The organism is Williamsia limnetica (assembly GCF_003217475.1).
Classification (GTDB): Bacteria; Actinomycetota; Actinomycetes; order Mycobacteriales; family Mycobacteriaceae; genus Williamsia; species Williamsia limnetica.
This window is the reverse complement of the sequence record NZ_QJSP01000031.1, coordinates 1-25651: the sequence shown is the minus strand read 5'-3', so window position 1 is coordinate 25651 and position 25651 is coordinate 1. Positions and strand designations below refer to the sequence as shown.

Here is a 25651-nt window from a genome sequence, read left to right as displayed (position 1 = left end):
ACGAAGGCTTCCTCGCGCGTACCTGTTCAGACTCCCGCCTGGTACGGTTTGGCCTCTAGTTCTGGGATCCGGGGGGATGATGTGCGGGTAGATCCTGCGTTGCTGCGCGAATGGTCTAAGAGCGTCGCTGCAGTGTCTGATGACATCGACGCTATCGACGTACACAGTGTTCAGTGCGGCGGCTACCGCGTGCACAGGCACTGCGCTCGTCCGTGGCCTGTCCACTCATGCCTGCACCGAGGGCATCACGGTGGCCGAGTACCGCGACAGCCTCGACGCGCTCTCGCTGGCGATTCGGTCGACAGCGGAGGAGTTGGAGAACGCTGACTACGCGAACGCCTCCGGTATCGACCCGGGGCAGTATCGGTGTCGGTCTCCATCTCCCAGATTCGGTCGTGGGACTTGGCAACGCTGGTCTCCTCCGCCGATAGCGCGGACACCGGTGCCCAGACATTCGAGGACAGTGCCCTCACGGTGACCAACGGCCTCGCGGGCGTCGACCCCAGCTGGGACGGCGATTCCAGAGACCGGGCCGCTGTGCGAGCAGCCATCGAGTCGACCAATCTCACAGAGCGTGCGACCCGGTGGCGAGCGGCGGCCACAGAGCTCAGGACTGCGGCCGAACAGCTGGGGCTACTCAAGGCCGAGATCGTGCGTCTCGTCGACGACGCAGAGGCGAAGTCGTCTGTTGTCGGACCGGTCTACTCTGTCGCCGACGATGGTTCGGTGACAGTTACAGCCGCCTTCCGGGCGTTCTACGCCGAGACTCAGGGCACGGGGCCCGGCATCGGCCTTGTCCAGGAAGCCGAGAGGAACGCTGCGCAACTGCAGCGTCAACTCAAACTCCTGCTTGCCAACGCCTCGATGGGTGCGGAGTACGCGGATTGGAAGATCACCAATGCGCTGCTCGGAGTGACTGCCGAGGAGCGCCCATTTCATCCAACCGAAGCGATACCGAAGCCACCCAAACCGAAGGGGCCGAGGATCGATGCTGATCAGGATGGTTCTGGGCCGAAAGACTACGATTCTGTCGACTCTGGACTACTCGACGAACTCGGCCTGACTGCGTTAAGAGCGGGCGCTCGGTTCAGTGGCCAAGGTACCTACAAGGGCGGCTTGGAGCAGTCGCCGAAGCTCCTGAACCACTACCTCAAGAACAAGGGCCTCGCATACGCAGTCGATGTCGACGCAGTGCTCGGCGAACTTCCTCGGGCGGGCGAGCGAGCAGAACAGCAGGCGATCCAAATGTTCGGAAAGACGCGGAACATGCTGCCGGACGGGTACACGGGACCCGTCGTCTTCGAGGGTGTGTACGGCGGGCCCTTGGGAGAATATCGGGCTGACCCGATCACCGATCCCGATTGGTATCTAGCTCTCGGTACTTTTAGCTTCGAGTCGACAGGAGTAGCGATACCTAGCTCCGACCAACAGGGTTATGACCTTTCTTACCGGACCACGGTGTACGACTATTACAACTGGGAAACGACTGAAAAGCATTGGTACCCGGAGCCGTCTGACCTCAACGATCTACACCGCGCTGGGTGGGCTCAAAACTTCGACGTGGTCGGCACATCTAGCAACCGGACCACCAAGTTGTCCCTGCCGCATTAGACGAACCGACGCCACGAATCGCCTCCACCGACTCCCGAGAACAGAGCAATGACTACTGACCTCAAACCGTCAACACCGACTTTCTACCGATTATTCTGTTGCCTCGCACTCATACTTACGTTCGCCGTTGGAGCTATGGGATGCGACATTGCAGCCAAGTTCGACACAGATAACCCTGAGAAGGCCGCGGGGGTGTTGAAGGTCACCATTCCGGACAGCGCGCGCAAGGTAGTTTCGTACACTGATTCATCAGCCAAAGGAAACTGTACCGACCTCTCGTTCCTACTGCCGACGAGCGAGTGGAAACCTTACGTCGCGCAGTATTACCGCGACCAGCTGGAAGAAGCCTTCGCCGATGAGTACGCGTGCAACGAATCTCGACCTCCTTGCGATACCCGTCCCTCAGGCAATCTTCCTCAGCGTGTCGACGCCGAAGATGTTGTTCTCGTCAATGATTCATCGCAGTACCGTGCGCTCTTGGTCGTATCAGAGTGCTTTCCTGGCCAGACGCTGATCTCCTGGAAGACAAGCGCCATTTGAGCTGTGCTTCGTTCATAGTGTGGCGATAGAACCGTGAGGGCGACGGATCCACGGCAGCGACCCAGGTCGATCGCGCGCGAGCTTGGAACCGACGGCGCGTTCGAGCCGTCCAACGATTGTCGGACGGATACGAGGATTGGAAGGCGCGGTGACGAGACACCAGGTGATAGGCCCTTTTTGCATTCTTTTTAGTACTAGCACACCGCGCGCGTTCTCCCCCATGGTCGCCCTTGCAGCCGGCGTGCAACTGAGCGTCTACGCCTGCCTCGATGACAGCGTGATCCTTGCTGCCGCCGGAACGATCATCGGCATCGGCATCCTTGTGGCCGCCGCCCTCCGGACACGCGGTGTCGAAGCCACCAATGCTGCTTCGATAGTGTTCTGCTCAGCGATGGTGCCCGCATTCACCGCCTTCTGCTTCTCAGGTTCCTTCGTGATCGCCGGCCTCCTTCGATGAACACAGATCCGGTCACCCAGGCAGCGCGACAAGATGATGCGTTGACGAAGTCAGTCGGCATCCTCGTCGGCACACTGATCCTGCTACTCGGGATCGCCACGTACGGACTTCTGTTGTGCCTATACGCATTCACGTCATTTCTGCTGTTCTCCCGACGCTGGGCGTCACTGGGGTGGGCGATTCTCAGCGGCGCTTTGGTGGGCGTCGGATTCGCGGCAGGTTATTTCACCCTGGAAGTTCTGCTCTGAGTCCGCGCAGCGCGTACCGGACGACCGCGATCGCTATCGCAAGAGCCGGAATGGTGATGTAGTGGTGGCTACGAAGATCATTGTCCCCCAGAGGAAGAACCCGACCATGACAGCACTGACAAAGCTGGACGACGAAGCGTCGTAACCGTCGCCGAGCATTCCGATCACCACCGCGACGGTCACACTGCCACTGCAGGCAAGATACGAAACTGGTATCGCCCACAACAGAGATGATCCGAGCAGACGCCGAAAGCTAGGAGCAGCAACCGGTCTCAGAACACTCTCGCGATGGTCTTCGTCATCGAGCTCGGTGTCGACCACCTCAGCACCCACCCCCAAACGCGTCATCCGAACCCCAATATTCGGAATCTCGCTGACTATACAAATGCGACGGTCCACGGCGGGACCATGGAGATCGCTGTCTCACCCTTGGAACCAGAAGGCGTCGTCGGGCGACTTACCCCGCGTGGACTGACAACCTTCACCGTTCTCCGCGGGGGCGGCGACGGCCCGGGGCCCTTCGACCGGCGCTTCTTCCTTCATCGTTTCGACGCCATCAGGAGATGATGGTAGTGCGCGGACGTGCGGGCGACGCGTCGCGAACCGGCGTGTTCCGAGCGGTACCGATGGGTACGTCAGATCTCAATTCTAGTCGCGGGGCACTTCAGGGCTGTCCGCGTTGCTGGTGTTCACGCGCCCCTCGGCGACGGCAATGATCCGAGGGTCCGTTGCCTTGCCGTTGGCGGTATTGGCGGCGATGACCATGCGTGCCGCTGCCTGGCGCACTTCTAGAGGCCGTGCGCGCCGCGTCATCGCAGATTTCCTCGTTTTACCCATGGTCATCTGTCCTCCTCGTTGCCAGTATCCGTCCCAACCTCGCCGGTGTCACCTTCATCAGCAAGAACCTGCCGATACCTCTGAGCTCGAACACCCTGCGACCCGGCACCAGTCGCCGTCCTTTCCAAGCTCCTGCCGTCGTAGTCTCCCTATCCATTCCAGGCAACGTTATGTTCTGCGGCAAGGGTTACGGCATCGAGCAGTACGGACAGAAACCGTTCGATTTCCACACGGCGTTGTCGGCAACGTTCAACCTGGCTGTCAGGGTAGCCGTGCGCAATTGCGTACTGCTCCATCCCCAGCCGTTCATCGATCAGCGTGCCGCAGATGCGGGCATATCGGCGGAGCATCGGAGCATTGGCTCGGCAGGACCGCATGATTGAATCTGGAGTCGTTGTCGACGGGTCCTCGGCAAACTTCGCCATCATCTTCGAGAGACCATCGGGCAGCTCGTCAGGCGAAATATCTTTTTGCGCAACCATTTCCGGGCTAAACTGTTCGACGATGTCAATCGATCCGTCGTGGCAGTACTCCAGCCAAGCCGCCAGCGCCTGCAACAGATTGGCAGAGCAGTACACGGAAGCTTCTACGGCTCGCACGCCGAAAACATGGCCCTTGGTAACCACGACCGAGATCTCTGGCCACCGCGACGAATGCTCAGCGACCACCGCGCCGAGCAGGTCCATGTCCGGGGTCCCATGCGCCAAGATCGTGCAGAACTCGAGCCTCATCGCCTGCGGCGATACCAGGAGCTTGGTATACACGCCACCAAGAGTCGTGAAGCGAATAGCATTGTCATCAATCTCGACAGAATCCCCGCTGTCCTCGGCTAAAGTTCGGCGAGCCATCTCCAGCAGGTGAGCTGCATCGCGAGGGACCACTCCAAGAGTCGCGCGTTTGGATGGTAGGTCAGCTGCTCTGCGCGGTGATGGCTTGGACGGCTTTTCGAACTTGGGACCAAACGGATCGTGGACGTCCAGAACCGACCGGTCCTCGATCTCCCATACTTCGCGCAACGCCCGGACCACGGCCGAGGCAAGCTCACCCACGCTTCTCTTACCGACCTCGTTGATCGTTGTCCCATCACGCAGTTCGCGCCAACCCAGGTCAATCAATGCGGCATATCGCGCGCGCATTGCTCGGTACTCGTCGGGTGTAAAGCTGACTGGAAATGCAGCACCGCTGATTGTGCATCGCAAACGGCCCGAACCCGTTTTAGTGAAGGCCAAGAGTGGGCGGTGTCCGCCCGAGTCGGTCCGCGCTATCTCGACGAACTCCTCACGCTCGAGGGTCGCCAACCGCCCTTCCAGTCGCTGGACCAGCGCGCCCCACTCCAACTCCGCGCACGCGTCAAAGTCGATGTTGTCGTCGAACTCAGATTCCCCCACAATGCCCTCCCCAGTGCATCGATGATCAATGAGGGAAACGATAGAACGCACCTACGACAACACTGCCCGACCCGGTTCGCCACACTGGACCGATGACCACGCTTGCCGACACCGTCCTGCCTCTCATCCGGACTCGTGCCGATCTGTATTGGCGTTCGTAGACCACCGCTCATGGCGACCAGATGTTCAGGGCCGTCGACATCCTCGCCGCCGCCGCCGAGACCGACCCCGCAAACGTCTTCGGGGCCTGTCAGACCCCTGGTTTACCTTGATCTCATCCCACAGATCGGAGTTCCCATGGCCGTCGCGACCGAAGTAGACACCCTCGTCTTCTCATTCCCCGAAGTGCATGCCGACGCAATATTGAATGTCAGGTTCCATCGCACGCTTCGCGTCCCCGACGACGAGACCACCTACGGTCTGCCGCCCAGTCTCGGCGCCTTTGCGCTGCGCGGCACTGAGAACCCGAGCGAGGTCCTGGTGCCTATGTGGCAGTCCGACGCGATGTGGATCAGCTTCAGCGCGCCCATGAACTATCCGTTTCTGTTGAAGATCGGCGTGGGCGGGTTGAACGCGATCACCGGCGAGCCATACACCGCGAAGCCGGACTTCGACACTGAAGACTACGTCGAGACAGCCGAACAGCCCTGGCTCGACGGATTCCGGGTCGACGACACGACTGTGCGCCAATTCGTCGCGATGCCCCTGGGGGCTGGGTATTCCGTGGCTGAGCAGTTGACTGGCTCTGACACCGGGTCGGTCAACTTCTCTGTGATTCCGTTGAAGGGCGACGTGTGGGAGCAGCGGCCGAAGGCCCAGCAGATGGATTTCAAGGTCTGCGCATGCCCAGCGCCGGATGCCGCGATGGGTTTGGGCGCCGGCGGCACCATCACCCAGTCGATCGCCACGCCCATCGAACCGCGCGAGAACTGGTCTGACGCTGCGCCCACCGAGGCAAGCGTCCGGATCGTCAACTCCTCAGCGTGGCAGTCGATCACCGGCGAGTCTCCGCACCATGCGCCCCTCACCATCGAGGACTACATGGGTCGCGGATACCCATGGTTCGAGTGGTACGACGACTCACTTGCACGACAGGGTGATTCACTGTTCGCGGGCGTGCGAACAGTCAAGCAGGTCGGCGATCAAAACGGCGAGAATTCCTTGCCCGACAACACCAGCTTCACGCCACCGACGCCGATCGTGGTCGGCGGGTCTTGAGGGTCGCTACCCATCCGCTCGACGCTTGCGGAGGATTGCCACTGTTGCCCACCACACCGCGCCGACTGCGATGACGCTGCCAACCGCAATCAACGCAACCGGAACGGCATCCTTGGCCTCGGTGCTACCACTGATTCCGACATCCGGAGCCCAACCTGTCGGGAGTTGGGGTGGCCCGTATATCCGTTCGAGGACCGCCCTCGTATCCGCCTGTCCTGTCGGGCCGAGGCACAGATTGCTTCCCCATGCAGCGTCAACGTCGTCGGGGGTGGACACGAAGAGCAGGTACTCGCCTCCCACCTCGTAGCTCACTCCGCAGCTAGGACCCTGCGATGGAGTGCCGACCGTGGTGACGTTTCCGACCTCGCCCTTGTAGACCTCGGACACCTCGAACTCGTAGATGTCGTTCATACCGGCTGTCACCTTGTCCGTGGCTCTCGCTGTGAAGACAGCATCCGCGCGTGACGCAGCTTCTTCTGCGGTGAAGCCGACGCAACTGCAAGCACAGGCCGTACCGGCCATCGCAACCGACACCGTCATCGCAATGAGCAGGCCACACAGGGTTACAGCGATGAGCCGGACACGCGACCACGTCGAGCGGCTACGAAACGTCGTCGATCCACCAGTCATGGTGTCAGCCAATCACCCGATCAAGCCCCGCGAGGGCAACCCGACAGATTGCCCGCTCGATCGACACCAGACCGCGTCGGCTCCTCCCTTGACGACTGCCGCTCGCAAAACTCAGTCCTGCTCGCTCCGTAACGCGAGCGGCACCAAGTTTTGTGAGCGGGTCGCGCCCCTCTGGCGCAATTGGTAACTGATCGGTTACCATTTGTCCCGTGAGCGTCTTTGAAGCCATCGCCGACCCGGTGCGGCGCCGTATCCTGCTCGCACTGGTCGACGGACCCACGCGGGTGGTCGACCTCTGCTCCAATCTGTCCGACACTCAACCCATCTCGCGGCCGGCGGTCAGCCGACACCTGCGAGTGCTCGCGGAAGCGGGATTGGTCGTCGCCGAGGACAAGGGGCGCGAACGGCACTACCGCCTGGAAGCTCACCCCATCGACGAGGTTCGCCGATTCATCTCGGACCTGGCCCCAGACGCAGACACCACTGGCCGCCGCCCGCCGATCCCAGAATCAGCCCTCGACGCTCTTGACACCGAGGTACGCCGCACCGTGCGGCAGCGTCGCCGCCCGTCAGCAAGCCACACGTCCACCACTGATCACGAGGAGACCGCATGACCACCACACCAACCGGCCTGTTCAGCCAGCGCGACGAAGGCGACGCGGTGTCGTTCGTCCGCACCTTCAACGCCCCGATCGACGACGTGTGGGCAGCCGTCACCGAATCCGACCGGCTGGCCCGCTGGATCGGCTTCTTCACCGGCGACCCAGAACAGGGATACGTCGAGTTCACCATGAATGCCGAAGGCGACGATGTGACGCCTGCGCGCTACAACATTCGACGCTGCGAACCACCCCGAGTCCTGCAGGTGCACACCACCGACGACTTCGGAACCTGGGACCTCATCGTCGAATTGGTCGAAACCGACGGCGTCACGACGCTGACGCTGAGCCAGATCATCGACGACCCAAAAACCATCGAGAACACCGGACCCGGCTGGGAGTACTACCTCGACCGCCTGGTCGCCGCACTGACCGACGCCGATCCGAACGCCATCGACTTCGACGACTACTACCCGGCCCAGAAGGGGTACTACCTCGCCATTCAGGAGAAGCTGACCGGCGTGAAGTAGCAACCGGCTCGCTCAGTCCAGTCCGGGCGCGGTGCGGACATGCGCGCGCTCACCTTGTTTGCCGACGAGGCTGAGAAACTCGACGGGACCGGAGCTGGTTGCCCCGAACCAATGCGGGGTGCGGGTGTCGAACTCGGCAGCCTCGCCGGGTTCGAGGATGAGATCGAGTTCGCCGAGCACGAGCCGGAGCCTGCCGTTGAGAACGAAGGCCCAATCGAAACCTTCGTGCGTGCGGAGTGCCGGAGTGGCATCGTCGCGCCCGACGGGCAACACGAACTTGTAGGCCTGGATACCCCCGGGACGCCGGCTCAGCGGCACGACAGTCGAGCCGTCTTTGGTAGGCAGCGGACGCATGTTGATGCGCGGATCCCCGGTCGGCGGCGCATCGACGAGCTCGTCCAGCGTGACGCCGTACGCGCGAGCGAGCGGCAGTAACTGCTCGAGGGTGGGACGCCGCAGGCCGGCTTCGAGCCTGGACAACGTACTCGTCGAGATCCCTGTCTCCGCAGCGAGATCGATCAACGTGATCTCACGTCGCTGCCGCAGTTGCTTGAGTCGCGGCCCTACGGCGTCGAGGGTGCGGTCGGTCAACTCACGTGCGCGTTCGGTGTCCATGGGGTCAGTTTGCCATTTGGCAACATAGTTTGCGTTTCCGATTGACGCTGGCCATTCTCGAGGGACAGGGTGTCAGCGCCCCTGCCGCCGACCAACACGAAGGACCCGGAATGACGCACTCGTTCGACAAGAACTACTGGGACGACATCTGGCAGGGCGATCGCGCAACCGCGATGGCCGCCGGTGAGCCAAACCCACACCTCGTGCAACACATCGCAGACCTGACACCAGGGACTGCCCTCGAAGCCGGATGCGGCGCCGGAACCGAAGCAATCTGGTTGGCCAGCCGCGGCTGGGAGGTGACCGCGGCCGACATCGCCACCGAGGCTCTCGCTCGCGCCGCCGAGCGCGCCGCTAAAAGTGGAGTCGCGGATCAGGTGCAGTGGGTCGAGGCCGACCTGTCCACGTGGGAGCCCAACCGTCAGTTCGACCTCGTCACAACCCATTACGCCCATCCGGCCATGCCTCAACTCGAGTTCTACGACCGCATCGCCTCGTGGGTCGCACCTGGTGGCATCCTGTTCATCGTCGGCCATCTTCATCACGACAACCACGGCGCAGCAGGCGAACACGGGCATGGTCATCCGCCTGCCGAGGCCTCGGCAACCGCAGCAAGCATCACCGCACGCTTGGATCCAGCCGTTTGGGACGTCGAGACGGCCAGCGAGTCACATCGCACCATGACCCGACCCGACGGTCGCGAAACCCCGATCCACGACGTCGTCGTGAAGGCCGTCCGCCGGCCCTGAAGGCAATCTGACCTCACATCCACGTCACCCGAGCAGGACTGCGCGCCATGTGTGTCGGTGCAGCAGTCATGGCCGTGCCGTTCGTCTACGTACTGGTCCGCGGCCCACAACGTCTAGCCGCAACCGCCCCCCACCACCACCCGCCGATCTCGGCAACCGGTCGACCCGCCGGCGTGACAGACAGACGCTCGCCAGGCGCCAGACCCGCCTGCTGATGGTAAAACGCAAACAACGTCCCTCCGCCGGAATGTCCGAGCGTGACCACCGAATCGAAGTCGTTGTCGCATGTAAATTACCTGCCCCGCGGCGACACGCGAGACCAACCGGCGGTCCGATCTCGACCCGGCCGCGAAGGTGCGAAAGATGGACACATCGATCGCCCCCCATCAGACTCAGACGCAGAATCGCCCTCGCCTGCTGATCCGTTCGGAGCCCGACCTGCCGCCTGCGTTGCCGGACACGTACCAGCAGAGCCGCCGTCAGGTGCTTCGGGAGTTCACCACCGCAATGAACGAGGGCGTCGCCGCCAGAGTATTCCGCGCGGCCGATCCATGCGTTGCTGCCCTCGGCCTTATCGGCATGGTCGATTGGAATGCGTGGTGTCACCATCCCGGCGACACCGACACCGATCGCGACGGCGCTCAGCAGCTCGCCGGCATGGCCATCGGTTCGGTCATCACACCCGACGGTGATGCGATCGAGCCGGGGTCCAGACCGCATCATCGCGCGGATGAGGCAGAACTTGGACTACCCGAGCAGTCGTTGCTCAGACGAATAGGTTCGACCAGGCGGTCTTGCCGACGACCGACTACCTCACCGCCGATAGACAGTCGTCCCCTCAGACCCTCGGGTGTTGCTGATGAGTTTGGCGAAACACTGATTCGGGGCGAGGGCTGCAGAATCACACCATGCGTTCGCGCTGACCGCATCAGCAACATTCGGCTGGGCCACGGTGATCCACCAGTCCCGCAGATCGAAGGTGCTCCACTCGTTGGAGTAGACGAGGCGGACCTCCGGGTAGCGGGACCTCAACGCAAGGTGCTGACGCAGAATCTCTTCTGGCGTCCACGCCACCATCGTGGTGTCGTCGATGTCCACGGCGACCATGGGCGGAGTGCGTACCTGCTTCGCAGAGATCTGCGCGAGCCACCGTTCCGCCAGATCTCGCTGCACCAGTGGACGATCCGCGTTCGCCTGCGCACGGAGAGCATCGAGTGCGTTCCGGGCAGGGTCAGCCGTCACGCCACCGCCAGCGGCCGGCACACCGCTGAGCTGGCCGCCGCCCCCGGAACTCGACGGCGATACCTCCTGCCCCGTGGAGACCGTGTCAGAACCTTCCGATGTACATTCCACCGTTTGGTTGCCGCCGGACACCGAGGTATTCGACCCGCCCCCGCCGCTCAGTGATGCAGGCAGTCTCCAAAACGTGCCCGCTGGAAAGACGAAGTCGCGTGCGACAGACCCACCGTCGCGGGGCAGCGCCAACACCGACGACCCGCCTAAATTGAACTGCGCCGACGCGATCAGACTTGCCTGGTCCCGAATTGTCACGCGGTACCCCGAATTGGAGACGATGTCACCACCATCGCATGTGGCGGTGAACTTCAACCGCACGACAAGCGCGCCATCGGTGGCGCGAAAGTTCTCCGGCACCACCCTGGGCGCACTCCCACACTTGGTGACCTTGCCGTCCGACTGCGCTGCGGCTGTCTCCGTAGAGGCAGCTTCGGAGTCGTAAAGCACTGCAGGTTCACCGCTTCCGGTGAAGCCCACCATGGCGTCCGACCCGACGGCCACCAGGTGAGGGCCGACAACGAACAGCTTCGGGTAGTAACCCAGGTCTCCGGCATCGACGGTCCAGGCAACACTGCCGGTAGCGACGTCGTAGGCCGTCACGGTGCCATACTCGTCCATGCCCATCACGCGCTGCCCGTCGGTGGTCAGCGCATACGACGACACGCCGTCAGGAATCTTCCACATCGTCGCTCCGGTGCGGGCATCGACGGCGAGCAGACCGCCCCGCGGGAAAGTGTTCGCGAGGACCACCGAGCCCACCACACCCCGAACTTCCGCGTGCAGGCCATCCGTCGGGGGCAGCTCACCGTCCGCGAAGTTCCACAGCTCGCGGCCGGTGCTCGGATCGACGACTTCTCCCCCGGTGAACGCGATTTCGATCCCCGGTGCCGGTGCATACATCTCCGGTTGGGCCGCGTGCATGATGCCGTCGTACAACTGTTCGCCGGCCGAGTTGTAGACAGCGCCACCCGGTGCGCCCGAGGCGACAAACCAACCGTTACCCATCAGCGCGCCAAAGTTCCGCGGATCCGGATTGAGCTCATCGCCTGCTTCGTTGTAGGCCATCGCCCAACCACCGGTTGCACTGAGGTCACGCCACAAGATGATGTCGTCGGAGACAACTAGTTCGTTGCGAGTACCCCCAGCGATCGGCATCTCGCGGTGCCAGTAGGCCTCTGGGTCATCCAGGGTTCCCAACGACACGGCAGCGCTGCCGTAATCTGTACGGGCGTAGGCGTATTTGTCGCCGAACTTTTGCATTCGCGTGTATTCGGAACCCGGCAACTGTCGTGTTACATCGCCGGTCTCGGCCGACAGCAATACAAGACCATTTTCGGTAGCGCACGCGATGGTCTGGTCATCGAAGACATCCGAGCAGCCGGAGACGCCGGCGGAATCCTGTATCCACGCAACCTCGCCGGTGGCCGGATTGATGGCGATCAGACCGCCCGCGATTCCGGTGATCGCGTACTTGTCCGACTTCAAGTATCCGGTCGATTCTTCGCCACCGATCGCATAGTTCGGCCGGCGGAATGTTCCCGACGTGCCCACCTCATCACTCATCACCGCAAACGTCCGGGTCGGCACATCTGGGTAGGCCGACTGCAGGATGTCGGCAGGTAGTGCAACTGTGCCGGTGTCGTCGTTGTCGGTGTTGCGCGTGACCAGCACGACAGCGACGGTGGCGACCGCGACGACAGCGACCACTGCGATCGCGACCAAACTCCACAGCAGTTTTCGGCCGGACCGCTGTTGTGGGCCAGAACGCTGTTGAGGGACGCCGGGAGCAGCGCCATTGGACCAATGGTTGGGTGGCGGAGGCGGCGGCGGCGCCATTGGCGGCGGGGCTTGCGGTGGAGCCGGTGGCAACGCAGCAGCCACGGGCGGCGGAGGGGTCGCGGGCGGTGGAGGGGTCGCGGGCGGTGGAGGGGTCGCGGGCGGTGGAGGGGCTGGTTGCCAAGACTCCTGCGGGACCACACCGGTTGCGGTCGACGCGGCAACACGGAGATGCTCCAGGGTGGTTCGAGCGTTCGCGAACGGATCCATACCTGTTGAGGCACCGAAGGCGTACACCACTGCCAGCAGGATTATCAAGGCACCAAAGGTGCCACCAAATGGCAGGAAGAAGCAGATGATCGCGGCGACCACCATCAACGCGCCGACACCAACAGCTACCCCGTAACGCCGAGAGGGTGTCGGTCCGTCGGAGGGTGTGGGAGTGCTCATCGAATGGCCCCTAACAGATCACAGCTATGGAGGTGGTGGCCGACGTGAACTCGGATCGGGTGACCGGGTCGCCAAGGTCAGCGATGCGATCGGCGTCGTCTTTGACCCCGTCGTCGTCGTAGTTATCCGCGCGGTCGTGCAGTTCCGACAGCTCGTCGCCAAGGTTCTCCTTGTCCATGATGTCTTCGACAGAGTCGCTCGAGCTGTAGCTGAACCCGTCCCTGGCCTCGCGGTAGGACGAGCACAGCTCGGACGTGGTGGTCGGTGAGAAGGTACCCATGGCAGCACAACTTCCGACTACCAGTGCGATCGCAAACAAACCCGCCGCGAGCGACGGGATGGCCGGTAGTCGACCGATCGACGAACGGACTGCCACCGATCCGGTGCCGGGCAGTATCGGCGCGCCAGCCCCGGGCCTGAAGTCACGCCTGGTCGACGGATCCGTTCGCGTCTGCGGGTCGGGTGGCGGTGTCTCGGTATCTATTGCGATCGGTTCAGTGGTTACGTACAGCATCGAGTCGAGCGCACCCAATGCGCCGAAGATGTCTCCGAGCAGTTCCCGGTGGATGTCCAGGTCGTCGGCGGGGTCGTCGTCCCATCGCACATAGCGCACCTCACCGCAGGTTCCCGGCCAGCCGGCCGTGAAGTCGACCTCCAGCTCATATGGGGTGAGCAGATAGTTGCCCACGCCGATTCGAACTCGTCCGGATTGGCTCTCCAGGTAGTACGGCGCGATCTTCCCCGCCGCCGGCGCACTGGTCACGCCGTCCAACCGGCCGAGGGCCTCTCGCACCTGTCCGGGTTCAGCAGCGAGCTGAAAGCGTTGTGGTGTACGGAAAGTGCGACGTGCATCAGAGTTCTTCGATGCGCCGACGAGCTTTTCGAACGGCCAGGCGATCACGCGCAACAAGACGTTGGACGCGCCGTCGACCAGTCGATCCCACAACCACACCGCAAAGATCGCCACGGCGATGACGAGAACGACGAGCAATATCTCCATGGCGACCGTCCCCTCCATCACGTACTTCATCCGCGGATGACCCAATGATCGGGCGAGATGCACCTGTGGGTGGGCCGTACGGGTCGAAATGGTACGAACATATGACCAGTTGAAGGCTCTGATCGGGCGTGCCCAGGCTTGGGCACAGCGTCTGACCTCGGTTAGGATCATTCGGGTCGAGCGGGTACGCGATGTATGCCAGTCCGGGTGAACGAATGTGCGTCGATTCTACGGAGCTGATCCGGGCGTCAGCACCATCGGGATTCGGATACCAACGAGTACAACTTCGACGACCCACCCGCCGGCGAGACAGCTCTGAGCCTTCACAGGCACCTTTACCCCGAACTCCCCAATAGACCGGTCCTTAAGCAGTTGAGTCGCGCGTCCACTGTTGGGGTCCACCACGTCCTCGCGTACATCAGTTCTCTGGCTCCGCACTACCTCTCGCGCCATTGGCGGTTCTTATCGCCGTCCATCGGGCGCTGCACTTCTCATCCGCCAATTCTGCGCACTGCACGCTCGATCGGCCCGCCCACGGATGTGAACGACCGACGACAGCGACGATGGGTACCTTCGACAGCAGCAACTTGGCCCGCAGGTTCGGCATCTGTGGACGGCCGTAGACGAGAGCCACATCAAGGGAACCTTCGACGAGGCCGGTCAGTTGCGGTCCGGTCCTCTTCTCCCACAATGACACGGCCATCCTCGGATGCCGCTCGTTGAGGCGCGTCAGCGCGGCCGGCAGGACATGCCTGCTCGCAGGGAAGTTGTAGCCGATGTTCAACGAACCGACTTCCCCGGCAGCGGTCGACTTCGTCACGACGACAGCCTTCTCCATCTGTGCAACGACCATCCGTACCTGCTTGGCGAACTCCGCACCCGACGACGTCAATTGCACCTCATGCGATGTCCGGACCACCAGCGTGACACCCAGCGACTTCTCCAGCTTTTGCAGTTGCGCGCTGAGCGATGGCTGAGTCAGATGCAGGCGCGCGGCCGCCCGTCCGAAATGTAGCTCCTCAGCGAGGACGATGAACGATGTGAGATGGCGAAAATCCATCCTGCACCCCCTCAAACCGACTCCCCCAACTTAACGAACGGGGGTTATGAACGGGGGAACAGAGTGTGCCGGCTCGATGGCCACCAGGCCAAGGCCTGACGGAGAGCCTCACCTCTCGGCGGCCAGCTTGGACAGGTACGCCTCGGTCGCCTCGGCTGGACAGCACTGACTGCATAACCGGCAACGCCCTGAAAACCGTCAAATACTAGACCTCCGAGGGATATCTTCCCTCGGAGGCCTAGTATTTGACGGTTTTCAGGGCGACCAGCTTGTGATCAGTGCACGACGTGCCTGTCGGCGACACTCAATGCGGTGTCGAGGATCGCGAGTCCTTCTCGCACCTCGTCGTCACCGACGGTGCACGGCGGCGCCGCGTGGATCCGATTGAAGTTGACGAAGGGCAACAGCCCGTTCGTCTTACACGCCCCGACGACCTCGTTCATGGCGGCGCTGGTGCCGCCGTAGGGAGCCAGTGGCTCACGGGTCGCCGGGTCGGCGACCAGCTCGATCGCCCAGAACACGCCGAGGCCACGCACCTCACCCACCGACGGGTGACGCGCTGCCAGGTCTCGGAGGCCGGGCCCGAGCACGTCGGCTCCGATGCGCGCCGCATTCTGTACGATCTGCTCGTCCTCCATCGCGTTGATGGTGGCCACCGCCGCTGCGGTGGCCAACGGATGACCTGAATACGTGAGTCCGCCGGGGTACGGGCGGTCGGCGAACGTCGCCGCGATCGCTTCACTGATGGCAACCCCGCCCAGGGGGACGTACCCGGAGTTCACCCCCTTGGCGAAGGTGATGAGATCTGGGGTGACATCGAAGTGGTTGACCGCGAACCACTCTCCGGTGCGGCCGAAGCCCGCCATCACCTCGTCGGCGATGTAGACAATGCCGTACCGGTCGCAGATCTCACGAACCCCGGCCAGATAGCCGGCAGGCGGAACCATGATCCCCGCCGTGCCCGGCACGGACTCGAGGATGATCGCGGCAATCGTGGTGGGGCCTTCCATGGCGATCAGCCGATCGAGGTGCTCGAGCGCCCGCTGACATTCCTGCTGCTCATCAAAAGCATGAAATGCGGAGCGGTACAGGAAGGGCCCGTCGAAATGCACTGCGCCGCTGGTGCCGTAGTCGTTCGGCCAGCGCCGCGGGTCACCGGTGAGGTTGATGGCGGTGTCGGTGCCACCGTGATAGGACCGGTAGCGCGAGAGCACCTTGTACCGCCCGGTGTGCAGGCGGGCCATACGGACCGCGTGCTCGACGGCGTCGGCGCCGCCGTTGGTGAAGAACACGCGGTTCAGATCACCGGGCGTACGTTCGGCGATCAACCGGGCCGCCTCTGACCGTGCCGCGTTGACATGCGGCGGCGCGATGGTGCACAGCGTGGCCGCCTGCTCGGCGATCGCCGCAACAACTTTCGGATGCTGGTGACCGATGTTGGTGTTGACCATCTGCGACGAGAAGTCGAGCAACCGGTTGCCCTCGCCATCCCAGACGTACGAGCCCTGCGCCGCCACGATGGTCATCGGATCGATCTTGGCCTGGGCCGACCAGGAGTGGAACACATGCTTGCGGTCCAGTTCGTAGGCCCGGCGCCCTTGCGCGAGCGCGGTGTCGAATGTCTGTCCGGTCGGCAGGGTGGAAGCCACTGCAGTCATGAGAAGAACTCCGCTCGTACGTCAGTTGCTCTGCGGGAAGCCGAGATTGATGCCGCCGTGACTGGGGTCGAGCCAGCGGGTGGTCACCACCTTGGCCCGGGTGTAGAAGTGCACCCCTTCGGTGCCGTGGGCATGGGTGTCACCGAACAGCGAGTTCTTCCATCCACCGAAGCTGTAGTAGGCGGTGGGCACCGGGATGGGCACGTTGATGCCGACCATGCCGACCTCGATCTCGTTCTGGAATCGCCTCGCCGCGCCACCGTCATTGGTGAAGATGGCGGTGCCGTTGCCGAACGGCCCGGAGTTCACCAGATCGATTGCCTCGTCGTAGGTGTCGACCCGCACAACAGACAGCACGGGACCGAAGATCTCGTCGGTGTACACACTCATGTCGGTGCGAACATGGTCGATCAGGGTCGGACCGAGCCAGAATCCGCCGGCAGCGCCATCGGCCTGGACGTTGCGACCGTCGACCACGATGGTGGCCCCGTCTGCTTCTCCGGCATCGACGTAGGAGGCGACCTTGTCTCGGTGGACCTGGGTGACCAGCGGTCCCATGTCGGTGCCGCGCGTGCCGTCCCCGATTCTCAGGTCCTTGGTGCGATCGGCGATCTTGCCCACCAGCTCATCGGCGATGTCACCGACCGCGACAAGCGCGGAAATGGCCATGCAGCGTTCACCTGCCGAGCCGAAACCTGCGTTCACCATGGCGTCCGCTGCCAGGTCCAGGTCAGCGTCGGGCAGCACGATCGCGTGGTTCTTGGCGCCGCCGAGTGCCTGGACCCGCTTGCCGTGCGCGGTGGCGGTCGAATACACGTACTGCGCAATGGGTGTGGAGCCGACGAAGGAGATGGCCTTGATGGCAGGGTTGGTCAGCACCTCGTCGACGGCGACCTTGTCACCCTGCAGCACGTTGAACACACCATCGGGTAGGCCTGCTTCGGTCCACAGTTCGGCGATCCACAACGCCGCGGACGGGTCCTTTTCGCTGGGTTTGAGGACGACGGTGTTGCCGGCGGCGATGGCGATCGGGAAGAACCACATGGGAACCATCGCCGGAAAGTTGAACGGGGAGATGATGCCGACCGGTCCGAGGGGCTGACGAAGGGAGGCGACATCGACCTTGGTCGACGCATTCTCCGTCATGCCGCCTTTGAGCAGATGTGCGATGCCGCAGGCGAACTCGACGACCTCTTGGCCACGGCTGATCTCGCCGAGCGCATCACTCACGACCTTGCCGTGCTCGGCGGTGATGATCTCGGCCAGTTCGCCCTTACGCGCATTGAGCAACTCGCGAAATGCGAACAGGATCGTGGTGCGCTTGGCCAGCGATGTGTCGCGCCAGGCGGGAAAGGCTTCACGCGCAGCATCGATCACCGCGCGGGCATCCGCAACGTCGGCCAAGGCGACCTGACCAGTGACCTCGCCGGTAGCCGGATTGGTCACCGGGGCGAAGCGATCTGCGCTGCCCGCGAAGGCACCGCCCCGGCTCCAATGGCCGATCGTCGACACGGTGGCGGGGGTATCGGCAACGGTCTGTGTCACAGGAATCCTATTCGTCAAGGTTGGGTGTCCACGTCTAACCATGCCGGGTAAGCCGCCCTCGCCGGGCCGACGAGTTGTATCACTCGGCGGCGATTGTCTTACACTCTGTCAATGCAGCTCACCATCGCCGACATCCTCGCACTCCCGGTGGTACGAGCCGGGCAGCCTGAGGTGGTCGCCGAAGGTCCTCTCGATCAGTCTGTGCGCTGGGTGCACGTCAGCGATCTCGCCGACCTGTCCGACCTGTTGGAAGGCGGCGAGCTGGTGCTCACCACCGGCCGCGCCCTCGCCGATGCCGCAACCCGGGACTCGTACCTCGAGGGCCTGGTGGCGGCGGGAGCCATCGGAGTGATCGTCGAGTTGGGCGTCCACATCGACGAGGTCCCGAGGTCGGTCGCCATGACAGGTCGCGGTCTTGGCTTCCCCGTCATCGCGCTGCACCGGCAGATCCGGTTCGTCCAACTGACCGAGCAGGTGCATCGCGCCATCGTGGCCGATCAGTACGGCGAACTGGAGTTCGCCCGCACCGCGCACGAAACGTTCACCGAGCTCAGTATGCGGCGTGCCTCCGTCGACGAAATAGTCGTTGCCGCAGCACAGATGCTCGAGGCGCCGGTGGTGCTCGAAGATCTCAATCGTCAGGTCGTCTCCTTCGCCGGTACCGACGCGGCCTCCTTGCTGACCGACTGGGAGCGTCGGTCCCGGCTCACACCTGAGATCGGCACAGGCAGCCCGCCGGCGCCCACAGCCTGGCTCGCGCGGCCGGTCGGTGCCCAGCCTCAGACCTGGGGCCGGCTGATCGCGCCGTATTGCCATGTCGCCGACAATCGGTCGATCGTCACCATCGAACGCGCTGCCCAGGCGATTGCCCTCAACCGGATGACCGAGCAGGACCGCAGCTCGCTGGAGCTGCGCGCCCAGGGCGGATTGGTCGATGATCTGCGGCACAACAGGATTCACGCCGAAGCAGAGGCCTCCGCTCGCGCCTTCGCGCTGGGCCTGTCACCGAGCCCCGTCTACGTTGCGATGACCATTCGGGTGCGTGACACCGCGAGCACCGACCAGCTCCTGGTGCAGCAGCGCCGGGCCCGCATCCTCGATGCGGTGACGCATGCGATCAACGCAGGACGGGACACCGCACTGACATCCGCGACCGAAGGCGGACGACGCATCGACGTCTTGCTGTCCCGGCGACACCCGACCAGGCCGGGAACGGACCCCCTCACCGACATCTGCCTCGCCATTCGTCACTCCGTCAACCGCATCGACGGGGTGACGCGGTGCGCGATCGGCGTCGGACCCGACGCCACGCAGATCATCGACACGGCAGCGGGACTCGCGGAATCGGGTCACGTGGCCGACGTCGCCCTCGCACTGCCGGACAACCGTCCCTTCCATCGATCGTCAGATACCCGCCTGCGCGGGTTGATCGCCCTGATCCGCGACGACCCACGAGTGCAGGCGTTTGCCGAGACCGAGCTACGCACGCTGCTCGAGCACCGCGCCAAGCACGGCGACGAGCTGTTCACCCTCCTGCGCCGGTACCTCGAACTCGGCGGGAACAAGACGGATCTCGCTGCGTCGGTGAATCTCTCGCGGCCGACGTTGTACGCGCGGCTCGACACACTGTCACGACTACTGGGCGCGGACCTCAACGATGCCGAATCCCGGACGTCCCTGCACACTGCGATGCTGATCATCGACGCACGATAGTCCGAACGCCGAAAGCATCGACGCTACCCGAGCAACTCCCGGATGTCGTCGACGCCGATCGCACTTCCGAACATCTCCCCCTCGTCCATGACGGCGGTGAACAGTTCACGCTTACGGTCTTGCAACGCAACGACTTTCTCTTCGATCGTCCCCGCAGACACCAACCGGTACACCGTCACGGGTCGAGTCTGACCGATCCGATGAGCACGGTCGACGGCCTGGGCTTCGGCGGCCGGATTCCACCACGGGTCGCAGACGTACACGTAGTCGGCCTCGGTGAGGTTGAGGCCGAAGCCGCCCGCCTTGAGACTGATCAGGAACACCTTCGTCGTACCTGCCGAGAACTTCGAGATGGCCTCGGTGCGATGCCGGGCGGTCATCGATCCGTCGAGGTAGCTGTACGGGATCTCCGCCGCGTCCAGGTGTTGCCGGATGATCGCCAGGAAGCCGGTGAACTGGCTGAAGACAAGCGCACTGTGGCCTTCGGCGATCAGCTCGGGCAACTGTTCTTCGAGGAACTCCACCTTCGCCGACGGCAGATCCCGCTTCGTGGGGTCCACCAACCCGGCGTGCAGGCTCAATTGCCGCAACATCGTCAGCGACCGGAAGATCTCGAAGCGGTTGCGCTCCCAATCACCGAGCAGACCGAGGACCTTCTGTCGCTCCCGGGCCAGCCTGGTGTCGTAGATCTTCTGGTGTTTGTCGATCAACGCCACCGACACCACCTGCTCCTGCTTGGGCGGCAGATCGGTGGCGACCTGGTCCTTCGTGCGGCGCAACATCACCGGCTTGATGCGTCGCCGCAGTGTCGCCAGCCGCTCAGGGTGGGCGCCGCTCTCGATGGGCCTGCGAAAGAACTCGGTGAACTGCTTCGGTTTGGCGAACAGCCCGGGCGCCGTGATCGACAGCAACGACCACAGCTCCATCAGGTTGTTCTCCATCGGGGTGCCGGTGATCGCCAGCTTGAACGGCGTCGCCAACCGCCGAGCAGATTGATGGGCTTTCGCCTTGTGGTTCTTGACGAATTGCGCCTCGTCGAGGATGAGCCCGGCCCATTCGACCGCGTCGAACACAGGAAAGTCGATGCGCAGCAACGTATAGGACGTGATGACGATGTCGGCCCCGGCGATCCGCTCCTGGAGCGACCCACGGCTCTTGGCCTCCGATGCGGTCACGGCGATCGCGGTCAGGTCAGGCGTGAACTTCTCACACTCGGCCAACCAGTTGGCGATGACGCTGGTGGGCGCGATCACCAGGAATGGTTTCGTGGACTCGCCGGCCTCACGGATCCGGCCGATCAACGCCAGGGTCTGCAAGGTCTTGCCCAGGCCCATGTCATCGGCGAGAATGCCGCCGAACCCATTGTCCCAGAGAAAGGTCAGCCAGTTGAGTCCGTCGAGCTGGTACGGCCGCAACTCGGCCTGCATCATGTCGGGCGGGGTGACCTCGGTGGGGGGTCGCGCCGACCGCAACCGCGCCAGATTCTGCTGCCACGCGCGGGTTTGCTCGTCGACGATGCCCAGCTCGAGCAGTTCTTCCCAAAGCGTGACGTTGTACGAGCTCGCTTTGGCCTGGTCTCCGTCCAGCTCGCCGAGAGCCCGGCCCTCGGCCAGCAATTCGACCAACTTGTGGAGTTCGGGGGTATCGAGTTCGAAGTAGGTGCCGGACGGAAGCAGCATGTACGTCGCACCGCTGGTCAGCTCTCTGATCAACGCCGCGAGCGGTACCTGCTCGCCGTCCACGGTGACGGTGATCCGCAGGTCGAACCAGTCGTTGCCGACGGTCTGCGCGTCGGGAGCCGAGAACCGGAGCTGCGCAGCCGACTCCGACTTTCGGTAGCCCGCGAGTTCCTCGGACAGCTCCACGATGATGTCGTCACGCTCGACGATCTGCGGCAGCACCTCGACATAGAATCGCGCGGCCTCCACCGCCGACAGTGTCACACCCGCCCACAAGGTGCGCAGCGAAGCCGCTGCCAACGTCTCGTCGACGTCCTCGGCGGCCCGGAGTGCGTGGAATTCCTTGATCATGGGCTGGGTCATCGACGCCGTCGGGACCGCGTCGAGAGCATCACGCGCCTGCTGCGGCCAGGAGTCGGAGGACAAGACGACCGCGCGGAGTACGTCGTCGATGCGTTGCCACACAGCGTCTTCAGCAGATCTGTCTCTGTAGCTGCCGGCAGGCACCCGCTTCGCCGGATCAGTGTCGCGAACCTCGCCATTGACGGTATAGCGGATGGACCAGTGTGCCCGAGCACCGTCGTCAATGGTGGTCACCGTCAGCACCGGTGTCGGAGCGCTGATATCCGGCGGCTCGAACAGGCCAGGGGCCACCCGCACCGGAACCGAGGCCTGCAATCGGGGCAGGACGTCGTTCATGAAGTGGTCGGCATCGGCGACGGGGATCTGCGACGTCAGCTTGCTGCGTGCCATCTGCAGCAGGGAGTTGGGAGGTACCGGATCGAACGGGGCCAAGGTCAGCACGCGGTCGACGACCCGGAACACCCCATGGGGGCTCGGTGCACCGAACAGATGGGTGTCGGCGAGATTCCACGGTTCGTCGTCGACGATCATGTGGGCCCTGAGTGACGCCGACGCGGGGGTCTCGCTGGGCCCGATGTCGAGACCCAGACCGGCACGCTTCGCAATCGCGATGTGGTCGATGAGTGACGACGTATCGGCGATCAGCGGAATGCCCGCAGCCAGCACATCCTCGAGCGCAGACCAGATCGCCGTCGGCGCGCTGTTCACGTCGAGATGCACGTGGGGGCTTGATCCGGCCAATCCGTCGTGGGTCTGAGCCAAACGCTGCAACGCCCGGAACTGGCCGGCATCGAACTCGCCATGAACATCAGACCCGCCGAGGACCCGCCAAGAAGTACCTGTGCGCACCCATGACCCGCTGTCGTCGACGGTCAGCGGCAACAGCCCTACCGCGGGGTCGTCGTCGGACCGAGGGTCGGGGCCGTGAACGCTGACGAGTACAGCAAGTGCCTTGCCCGACTGCCCCGGCGTAGACTCGGAGATGATCGACGTCGCCACCGACTCCCACGTCGGAGAGCACGCCTGTTCCTCATCCCCCGGCTGCGCTCCGGTCAACAGCACGGCCGCGCCGTGCTTGCAGTTCATCCGGACCGGGCAGGTGCAGATGGCGCGACCGATCGACCACTCTTCGCCCACCGACGCAAACGTGATCGCAACGTCGTTGTGATCGTGACCCGGCCCGTCGCAGGTGCCGCTGAGTGTCTGAACCGATCCGCCCTCCCAGGCGAGGTCGGTCACTGCCCCATCGCGGAGCCACTCCTCGCCCCGCGCGACGACGTTGGCACCGAAGGTAGGTGCGAGCCGCTCCGCGGTGATCGTGTGGGCCCAGCTGGAAAACACTGACCGAGCCTATCTGCTCGCGAAGTTCGCTCTACCGATGGTGGTTCTCGACGGGCAAACGCAACTATCCCCGGCTCCAACCGCCGATCGGTGTGGGCGCTTCCCGCCACATCGACGGCACACCCCAGGGGCAGGGGTTGAACTCCTTCCCAACGGCTGACCACGTCGATCGATCGACGGTGGTGCGGACATGGACCTCGACACAGCCCTGGAGATGTCGTGCCGCTCGCTGTGCCATTTCGGTCGCGAACCAGAAGTTCTGACGCTCGAGCCCATACGGCGCAGACAGCGATCGGCTTTGCGCCACTTCGGCGAGTGCACGCGCCGGGTCAGTGGCGAAGAGCTTGGTGGTCAACGGATCGAGACGGAACCCGTACCCCTCGGCGGCGCGGACGGGTTCCGCTGCGGCGGTACCCGGGCCGGTGACGATCAAAGGGGCCAGGACCGCGATCATCACGATCAAGAACCTTGTACGCATCTGCATTCGTATCCCCCACTGTCGGTACACAGGTACTAGACCACACCGCGAAACGGTTGGGTGCAGACCGGTGGTATCAGACGTCAGTGGGCCTCCTCCGTGGTGCGCGAGTTGGTGAGCATGAGCGCGCCGGCGGCGGCGACCAGTCCGACGACGACCGCAAGGATCGCGTAGGTGATGCGTTCGCCCTGGAAGAACGAATCGATCAGGCTGCTGCTCCAGGCGCCGACGGGTAGCTGGGTAGTCACCAGTGCCGCGATGAGAGTGCCGACCACCGCTGTACCGACGCTGGTGCCGACTTCCTGTGTGGTGTCGTTCAGGGCTGTTCCGATCGACGTGCGGTTGGCCGGCATCGCCTCGACAAGTGCCACCGCACAGATCGTCATGACGATCCGCAGGCCGATCGTCATCACCACCAGGCAGATCGCGATTGCCAGGTATCCGTGCTCGACGCCCCACGACAGACCGAGCAAGGAACCACCGAGGCAGGCCGCACCGACCAGGCAGGCGATCCGATGGCCGAACCGGGCACCCAGCCACTCCGAGAGCGGGGTCGCCGCGATCATGGTGATGATGATCGGCAGGTTGGCCAGGCCGGCCTTCATCGGACTCCATCCGTAGGCGTACTGGAAGTGCAGGATCAGCCCGAACATCACGCTGGCCATCGCGATCGACGTCCCGATCTGTGCAATGGTGGCGCCTCTGACCGTGCCGACGGAGAACAGGCGGAGGTCGAGCATGGGTGCAGCGCTGCGACGTTCGTGCCAGATGAACGCGGCGCCGGCAGCGAGGGCGCCGACGATCGATGCCACCGTCACTGCGGAGAGCCAGCCGTGCAGGACACCACTGGTCAGCGACCAGCAGGCCAGGCCGATGGCGCTGATGCTCAACAGCGCGCCCGGCAGGTCGAGACGATCGTTGGTCAGGCCGTCGCGTCGGTCGGGCGAGACACCGAACCAAACGCCGACGCCGGCAATCAGGGCGATGGGCGCGTTGACGACCAACAGCCATTCCCAGCTCACATGGGTCAGAACCGTGCCACCGAGTACCGGGCCGAGGACGAATCCGGACATTCCGACGACGATCATCACCGTCATTGCTCGCATGCGCAGGGTCTTGTCATCGAACAGACGGAACACCAGTGAGTTCGTGATCGGGGCCATGGCTGCAGCGGCGACTCCGAGTGCAGCGCGCAAGGCGATGAGCTCACCGGTCGTGGTCACGGCGACCACGAGCAGGCTCAGGGTGCCGAACACTCCCAGCCCGATCAGCAGTACCCGTCGACGTCCGAATCTGTCAGCAATCGAGCCGGCGGTCAGCAGGAGGCCACCGAAGGTGAGTGAATAGGCACCGGTTACCCATTGCAGGGCCGTGGTGCCGCTGCCGAGGTCTCGGCCGATGGTCGGCAGCGCGATCGACAGGAGTGTGTTGTCGACCATCTCGACGAAGAACGCCAGACACAGCGCGGCAAGTGGGATCCACGCCGCAGCGAGGGAGGTATAGGTGCGCGACGGTGTAGCGGTCGCAGTCTTGGTCATGAACATATCGAGATCTCCTAGCTCGCGTTGATGTCTCTGACGCTAGGAGTGGGGTCTTACATGGATCTGCCATGAGCTGTCGCGGGCTGTCAGCAGCAGTCGTCACCGGATTCGTCCCCGAGAGGGTCTGCCGAGGGCAGTATGCCCTTGGCTGGGTCTAAGGGGGCTGGATGTGGTGTGGGGATAGCAAAATACCCCGTATCTGAAGTCGTGAGACTTCGGATACGGGGTATTCGCAAATTGTGTTCGGCGGTGTCCTACTCTCCCACACTGATTAGGGTGCAGTACCATTGGCGCTGGTGGGCTTAGCTTCCGGGTTCGGAATGGGACCG

22 protein-coding genes, 1 rRNA gene and 2 pseudogenes are annotated in these 25651 nt (G+C 63.5%); 10 read left to right on the top strand and 15 right to left on the bottom strand.

Annotation, left to right across the window (positions count from 1 at the left end):
* The first annotated feature begins 366 nt into the window (after positions 1–366).
* From DFR67_RS29270 to DFR67_RS29255, 4 genes are all read left to right on the top strand, one after another.
* Positions 367–1611, top strand: coding sequence for a hypothetical protein (locus tag DFR67_RS29270; protein WP_110472978.1), 1245 nt, complete (start codon positions 367–369; stop codon positions 1609–1611).
* Positions 1612–1746: 135 nt separating this feature from the next.
* On the top strand, positions 1747–2151 hold the full coding sequence (locus DFR67_RS29265) for a hypothetical protein (RefSeq protein WP_110472977.1): 405 nt from the start codon (positions 1747–1749) through the stop codon (positions 2149–2151).
* Positions 2152–2371: 220 nt separating this feature from the next.
* A complete protein-coding gene (locus DFR67_RS29260; protein WP_110472976.1) occupies positions 2372–2608 on the top strand; it encodes a hypothetical protein in 237 nt (78 codons plus the stop codon).
* The gene (locus DFR67_RS29255) at positions 2605–2856 is read left to right on the top strand and encodes a hypothetical protein (protein WP_110472975.1); all 252 of its coding nucleotides are present in this window, start codon (positions 2605–2607) and stop codon (positions 2854–2856) included. Before DFR67_RS29260 ends, DFR67_RS29255 begins: the two co-directional genes overlap by 4 nt.
* A 33-nt stretch (positions 2857–2889) precedes the next feature.
* On the opposite strand, the gene DFR67_RS29250 is transcribed toward DFR67_RS29255, so the two are convergent.
* From DFR67_RS29250 to DFR67_RS29245, 3 genes are all read right to left on the bottom strand, one after another.
* The gene (locus tag DFR67_RS29250) at positions 2890–3204 is read right to left on the bottom strand and encodes a hypothetical protein (RefSeq protein ID WP_146240576.1); all 315 of its coding nucleotides are present in this window, start codon (positions 3202–3204) and stop codon (positions 2890–2892) included.
* A gap of 300 nt (positions 3205–3504) precedes the next feature.
* A complete protein-coding gene (locus tag DFR67_RS30360; protein ID WP_146240575.1) occupies positions 3505–3699 on the bottom strand; it encodes a hypothetical protein in 195 nt (64 codons plus the stop codon).
* Positions 3700–3842: 143 nt separating this feature from the next.
* Positions 3843–5081: a TY-Chap domain-containing protein gene (locus DFR67_RS29245; protein WP_110472973.1), complete on the bottom strand. Its 1239-nt coding sequence runs from the start codon at positions 5079–5081 to the stop codon at positions 3843–3845.
* Between the two features lie 297 nt (positions 5082–5378).
* Here DFR67_RS29245 and DFR67_RS29240 point away from each other — a divergent pair, with 297 nt between their 5' ends.
* Positions 5379–6299, top strand: a complete 921-nt coding sequence (locus tag DFR67_RS29240) for a hypothetical protein (RefSeq protein ID WP_110472972.1) — start codon at positions 5379–5381, stop codon at positions 6297–6299.
* A 6-nt stretch (positions 6300–6305) separates the two neighbouring features.
* Here DFR67_RS29240 and DFR67_RS29235 read toward each other — a convergent pair whose 3' ends face one another.
* Positions 6306–6929: a hypothetical protein gene (locus DFR67_RS29235; protein WP_146240574.1), complete on the bottom strand. Its 624-nt coding sequence runs from the start codon at positions 6927–6929 to the stop codon at positions 6306–6308.
* A 209-nt stretch (positions 6930–7138) separates the two neighbouring features.
* Between DFR67_RS29235 and DFR67_RS29230 the strand changes: the two genes are divergently transcribed.
* Both DFR67_RS29230 and DFR67_RS29225 read left to right on the top strand, forming a co-directional pair.
* Positions 7139–7543 carry an ArsR/SmtB family transcription factor gene (locus tag DFR67_RS29230; RefSeq protein WP_110472970.1) on the top strand — a complete coding sequence of 135 codons (405 nt, stop codon included), beginning with the start codon at positions 7139–7141 and terminating at the stop codon, positions 7541–7543.
* Positions 7540–8058, top strand: coding sequence for an SRPBCC family protein (locus DFR67_RS29225; RefSeq protein WP_110472969.1), 519 nt, complete (start codon positions 7540–7542; stop codon positions 8056–8058). The genes DFR67_RS29230 and DFR67_RS29225 overlap by 4 nt, the downstream gene beginning before the upstream one ends.
* A gap of 12 nt (positions 8059–8070) precedes the next feature.
* On the opposite strand, the gene DFR67_RS29220 is transcribed toward DFR67_RS29225, so the two are convergent.
* On the bottom strand, positions 8071–8673 hold the full coding sequence (locus tag DFR67_RS29220; protein ID WP_110472968.1) for a helix-turn-helix domain-containing protein: 603 nt from the start codon (positions 8671–8673) through the stop codon (positions 8071–8073).
* A 110-nt stretch (positions 8674–8783) separates the two neighbouring features.
* Here DFR67_RS29220 and DFR67_RS29215 point away from each other — a divergent pair, with 110 nt between their 5' ends.
* Positions 8784–9422 carry a class I SAM-dependent methyltransferase gene (locus tag DFR67_RS29215; protein ID WP_110472984.1) on the top strand — a complete coding sequence of 213 codons (639 nt, stop codon included), beginning with the start codon at positions 8784–8786 and terminating at the stop codon, positions 9420–9422.
* Between the two features lie 154 nt (positions 9423–9576).
* Here DFR67_RS29215 and DFR67_RS31655 read toward each other — a convergent pair.
* Positions 9577–9733, bottom strand: a pseudogene (locus DFR67_RS31655) (alpha/beta hydrolase); the annotation flags it as partial.
* A gap of 52 nt (positions 9734–9785) precedes the next feature.
* On the opposite strand from DFR67_RS31655, the pseudogene DFR67_RS31650 reads away from it, so the two are divergent.
* A pseudogene (locus DFR67_RS31650) lies at positions 9786–10025 on the top strand (TetR-type transcription factor C-terminal domain-containing protein); the annotation flags it as partial.
* Between the two features lie 210 nt (positions 10026–10235).
* Here DFR67_RS31650 and DFR67_RS30705 read toward each other — a convergent pair.
* From DFR67_RS30705 to DFR67_RS29185, 5 genes are all read right to left on the bottom strand, one after another.
* The gene (locus DFR67_RS30705) at positions 10236–12944 is read right to left on the bottom strand and encodes an outer membrane protein assembly factor BamB family protein (RefSeq protein WP_158540072.1); all 2709 of its coding nucleotides are present in this window, start codon (positions 12942–12944) and stop codon (positions 10236–10238) included.
* Between the two features lie 10 nt (positions 12945–12954).
* Complete coding sequence (locus tag DFR67_RS29200; RefSeq protein ID WP_146240573.1) at positions 12955–13974, bottom strand: hypothetical protein; 1020 nt, start codon at positions 13972–13974, stop codon at positions 12955–12957.
* Positions 13975–14362: 388 nt separating this feature from the next.
* Entirely contained in the window at positions 14363–15004 is a 642-nt protein-coding gene (locus DFR67_RS29195) for a LysR family transcriptional regulator (protein ID WP_110472964.1), read from the bottom strand.
* A 275-nt stretch (positions 15005–15279) separates the two neighbouring features.
* Positions 15280–16662 carry an aspartate aminotransferase family protein gene (locus DFR67_RS29190; RefSeq protein ID WP_110472963.1) on the bottom strand — a complete coding sequence of 461 codons (1383 nt, stop codon included), beginning with the start codon at positions 16660–16662 and terminating at the stop codon, positions 15280–15282.
* 21 nt (positions 16663–16683) lie between these two features.
* Complete coding sequence (locus DFR67_RS29185; RefSeq protein ID WP_245938238.1) at positions 16684–18174, bottom strand: CoA-acylating methylmalonate-semialdehyde dehydrogenase; 1491 nt, start codon at positions 18172–18174, stop codon at positions 16684–16686.
* Between the two features lie 144 nt (positions 18175–18318).
* Here DFR67_RS29185 and DFR67_RS29180 point away from each other — a divergent pair, with 144 nt between their 5' ends.
* Positions 18319–19920, top strand: a complete 1602-nt coding sequence (locus DFR67_RS29180; protein ID WP_110472961.1) for a PucR family transcriptional regulator — start codon at positions 18319–18321, stop codon at positions 19918–19920.
* Between the two features lie 23 nt (positions 19921–19943).
* Here the strand turns inward: DFR67_RS29180 and DFR67_RS29175 are convergent, their stop codons facing one another.
* The 4 genes from DFR67_RS29175 to rrf form a co-directional block, all read right to left on the bottom strand.
* Positions 19944–23303, bottom strand: a complete 3360-nt coding sequence (locus DFR67_RS29175; RefSeq protein WP_110472960.1) for a DEAD/DEAH box helicase — start codon at positions 23301–23303, stop codon at positions 19944–19946.
* A 64-nt stretch (positions 23304–23367) separates the two neighbouring features.
* Positions 23368–23787, bottom strand: a complete 420-nt coding sequence (locus DFR67_RS29170; protein WP_110472959.1) for a hypothetical protein — start codon at positions 23785–23787, stop codon at positions 23368–23370.
* A 77-nt stretch (positions 23788–23864) separates the two neighbouring features.
* Positions 23865–25319 (bottom strand): MFS transporter, encoded by a 1455-nt coding sequence (locus DFR67_RS29165; RefSeq protein WP_425451362.1) that lies wholly within the window; start codon positions 25317–25319, stop codon positions 23865–23867.
* Between the two features lie 244 nt (positions 25320–25563).
* Positions 25564–25651, bottom strand: a 5S ribosomal RNA gene (gene rrf / locus DFR67_RS29160); the annotation flags it as partial.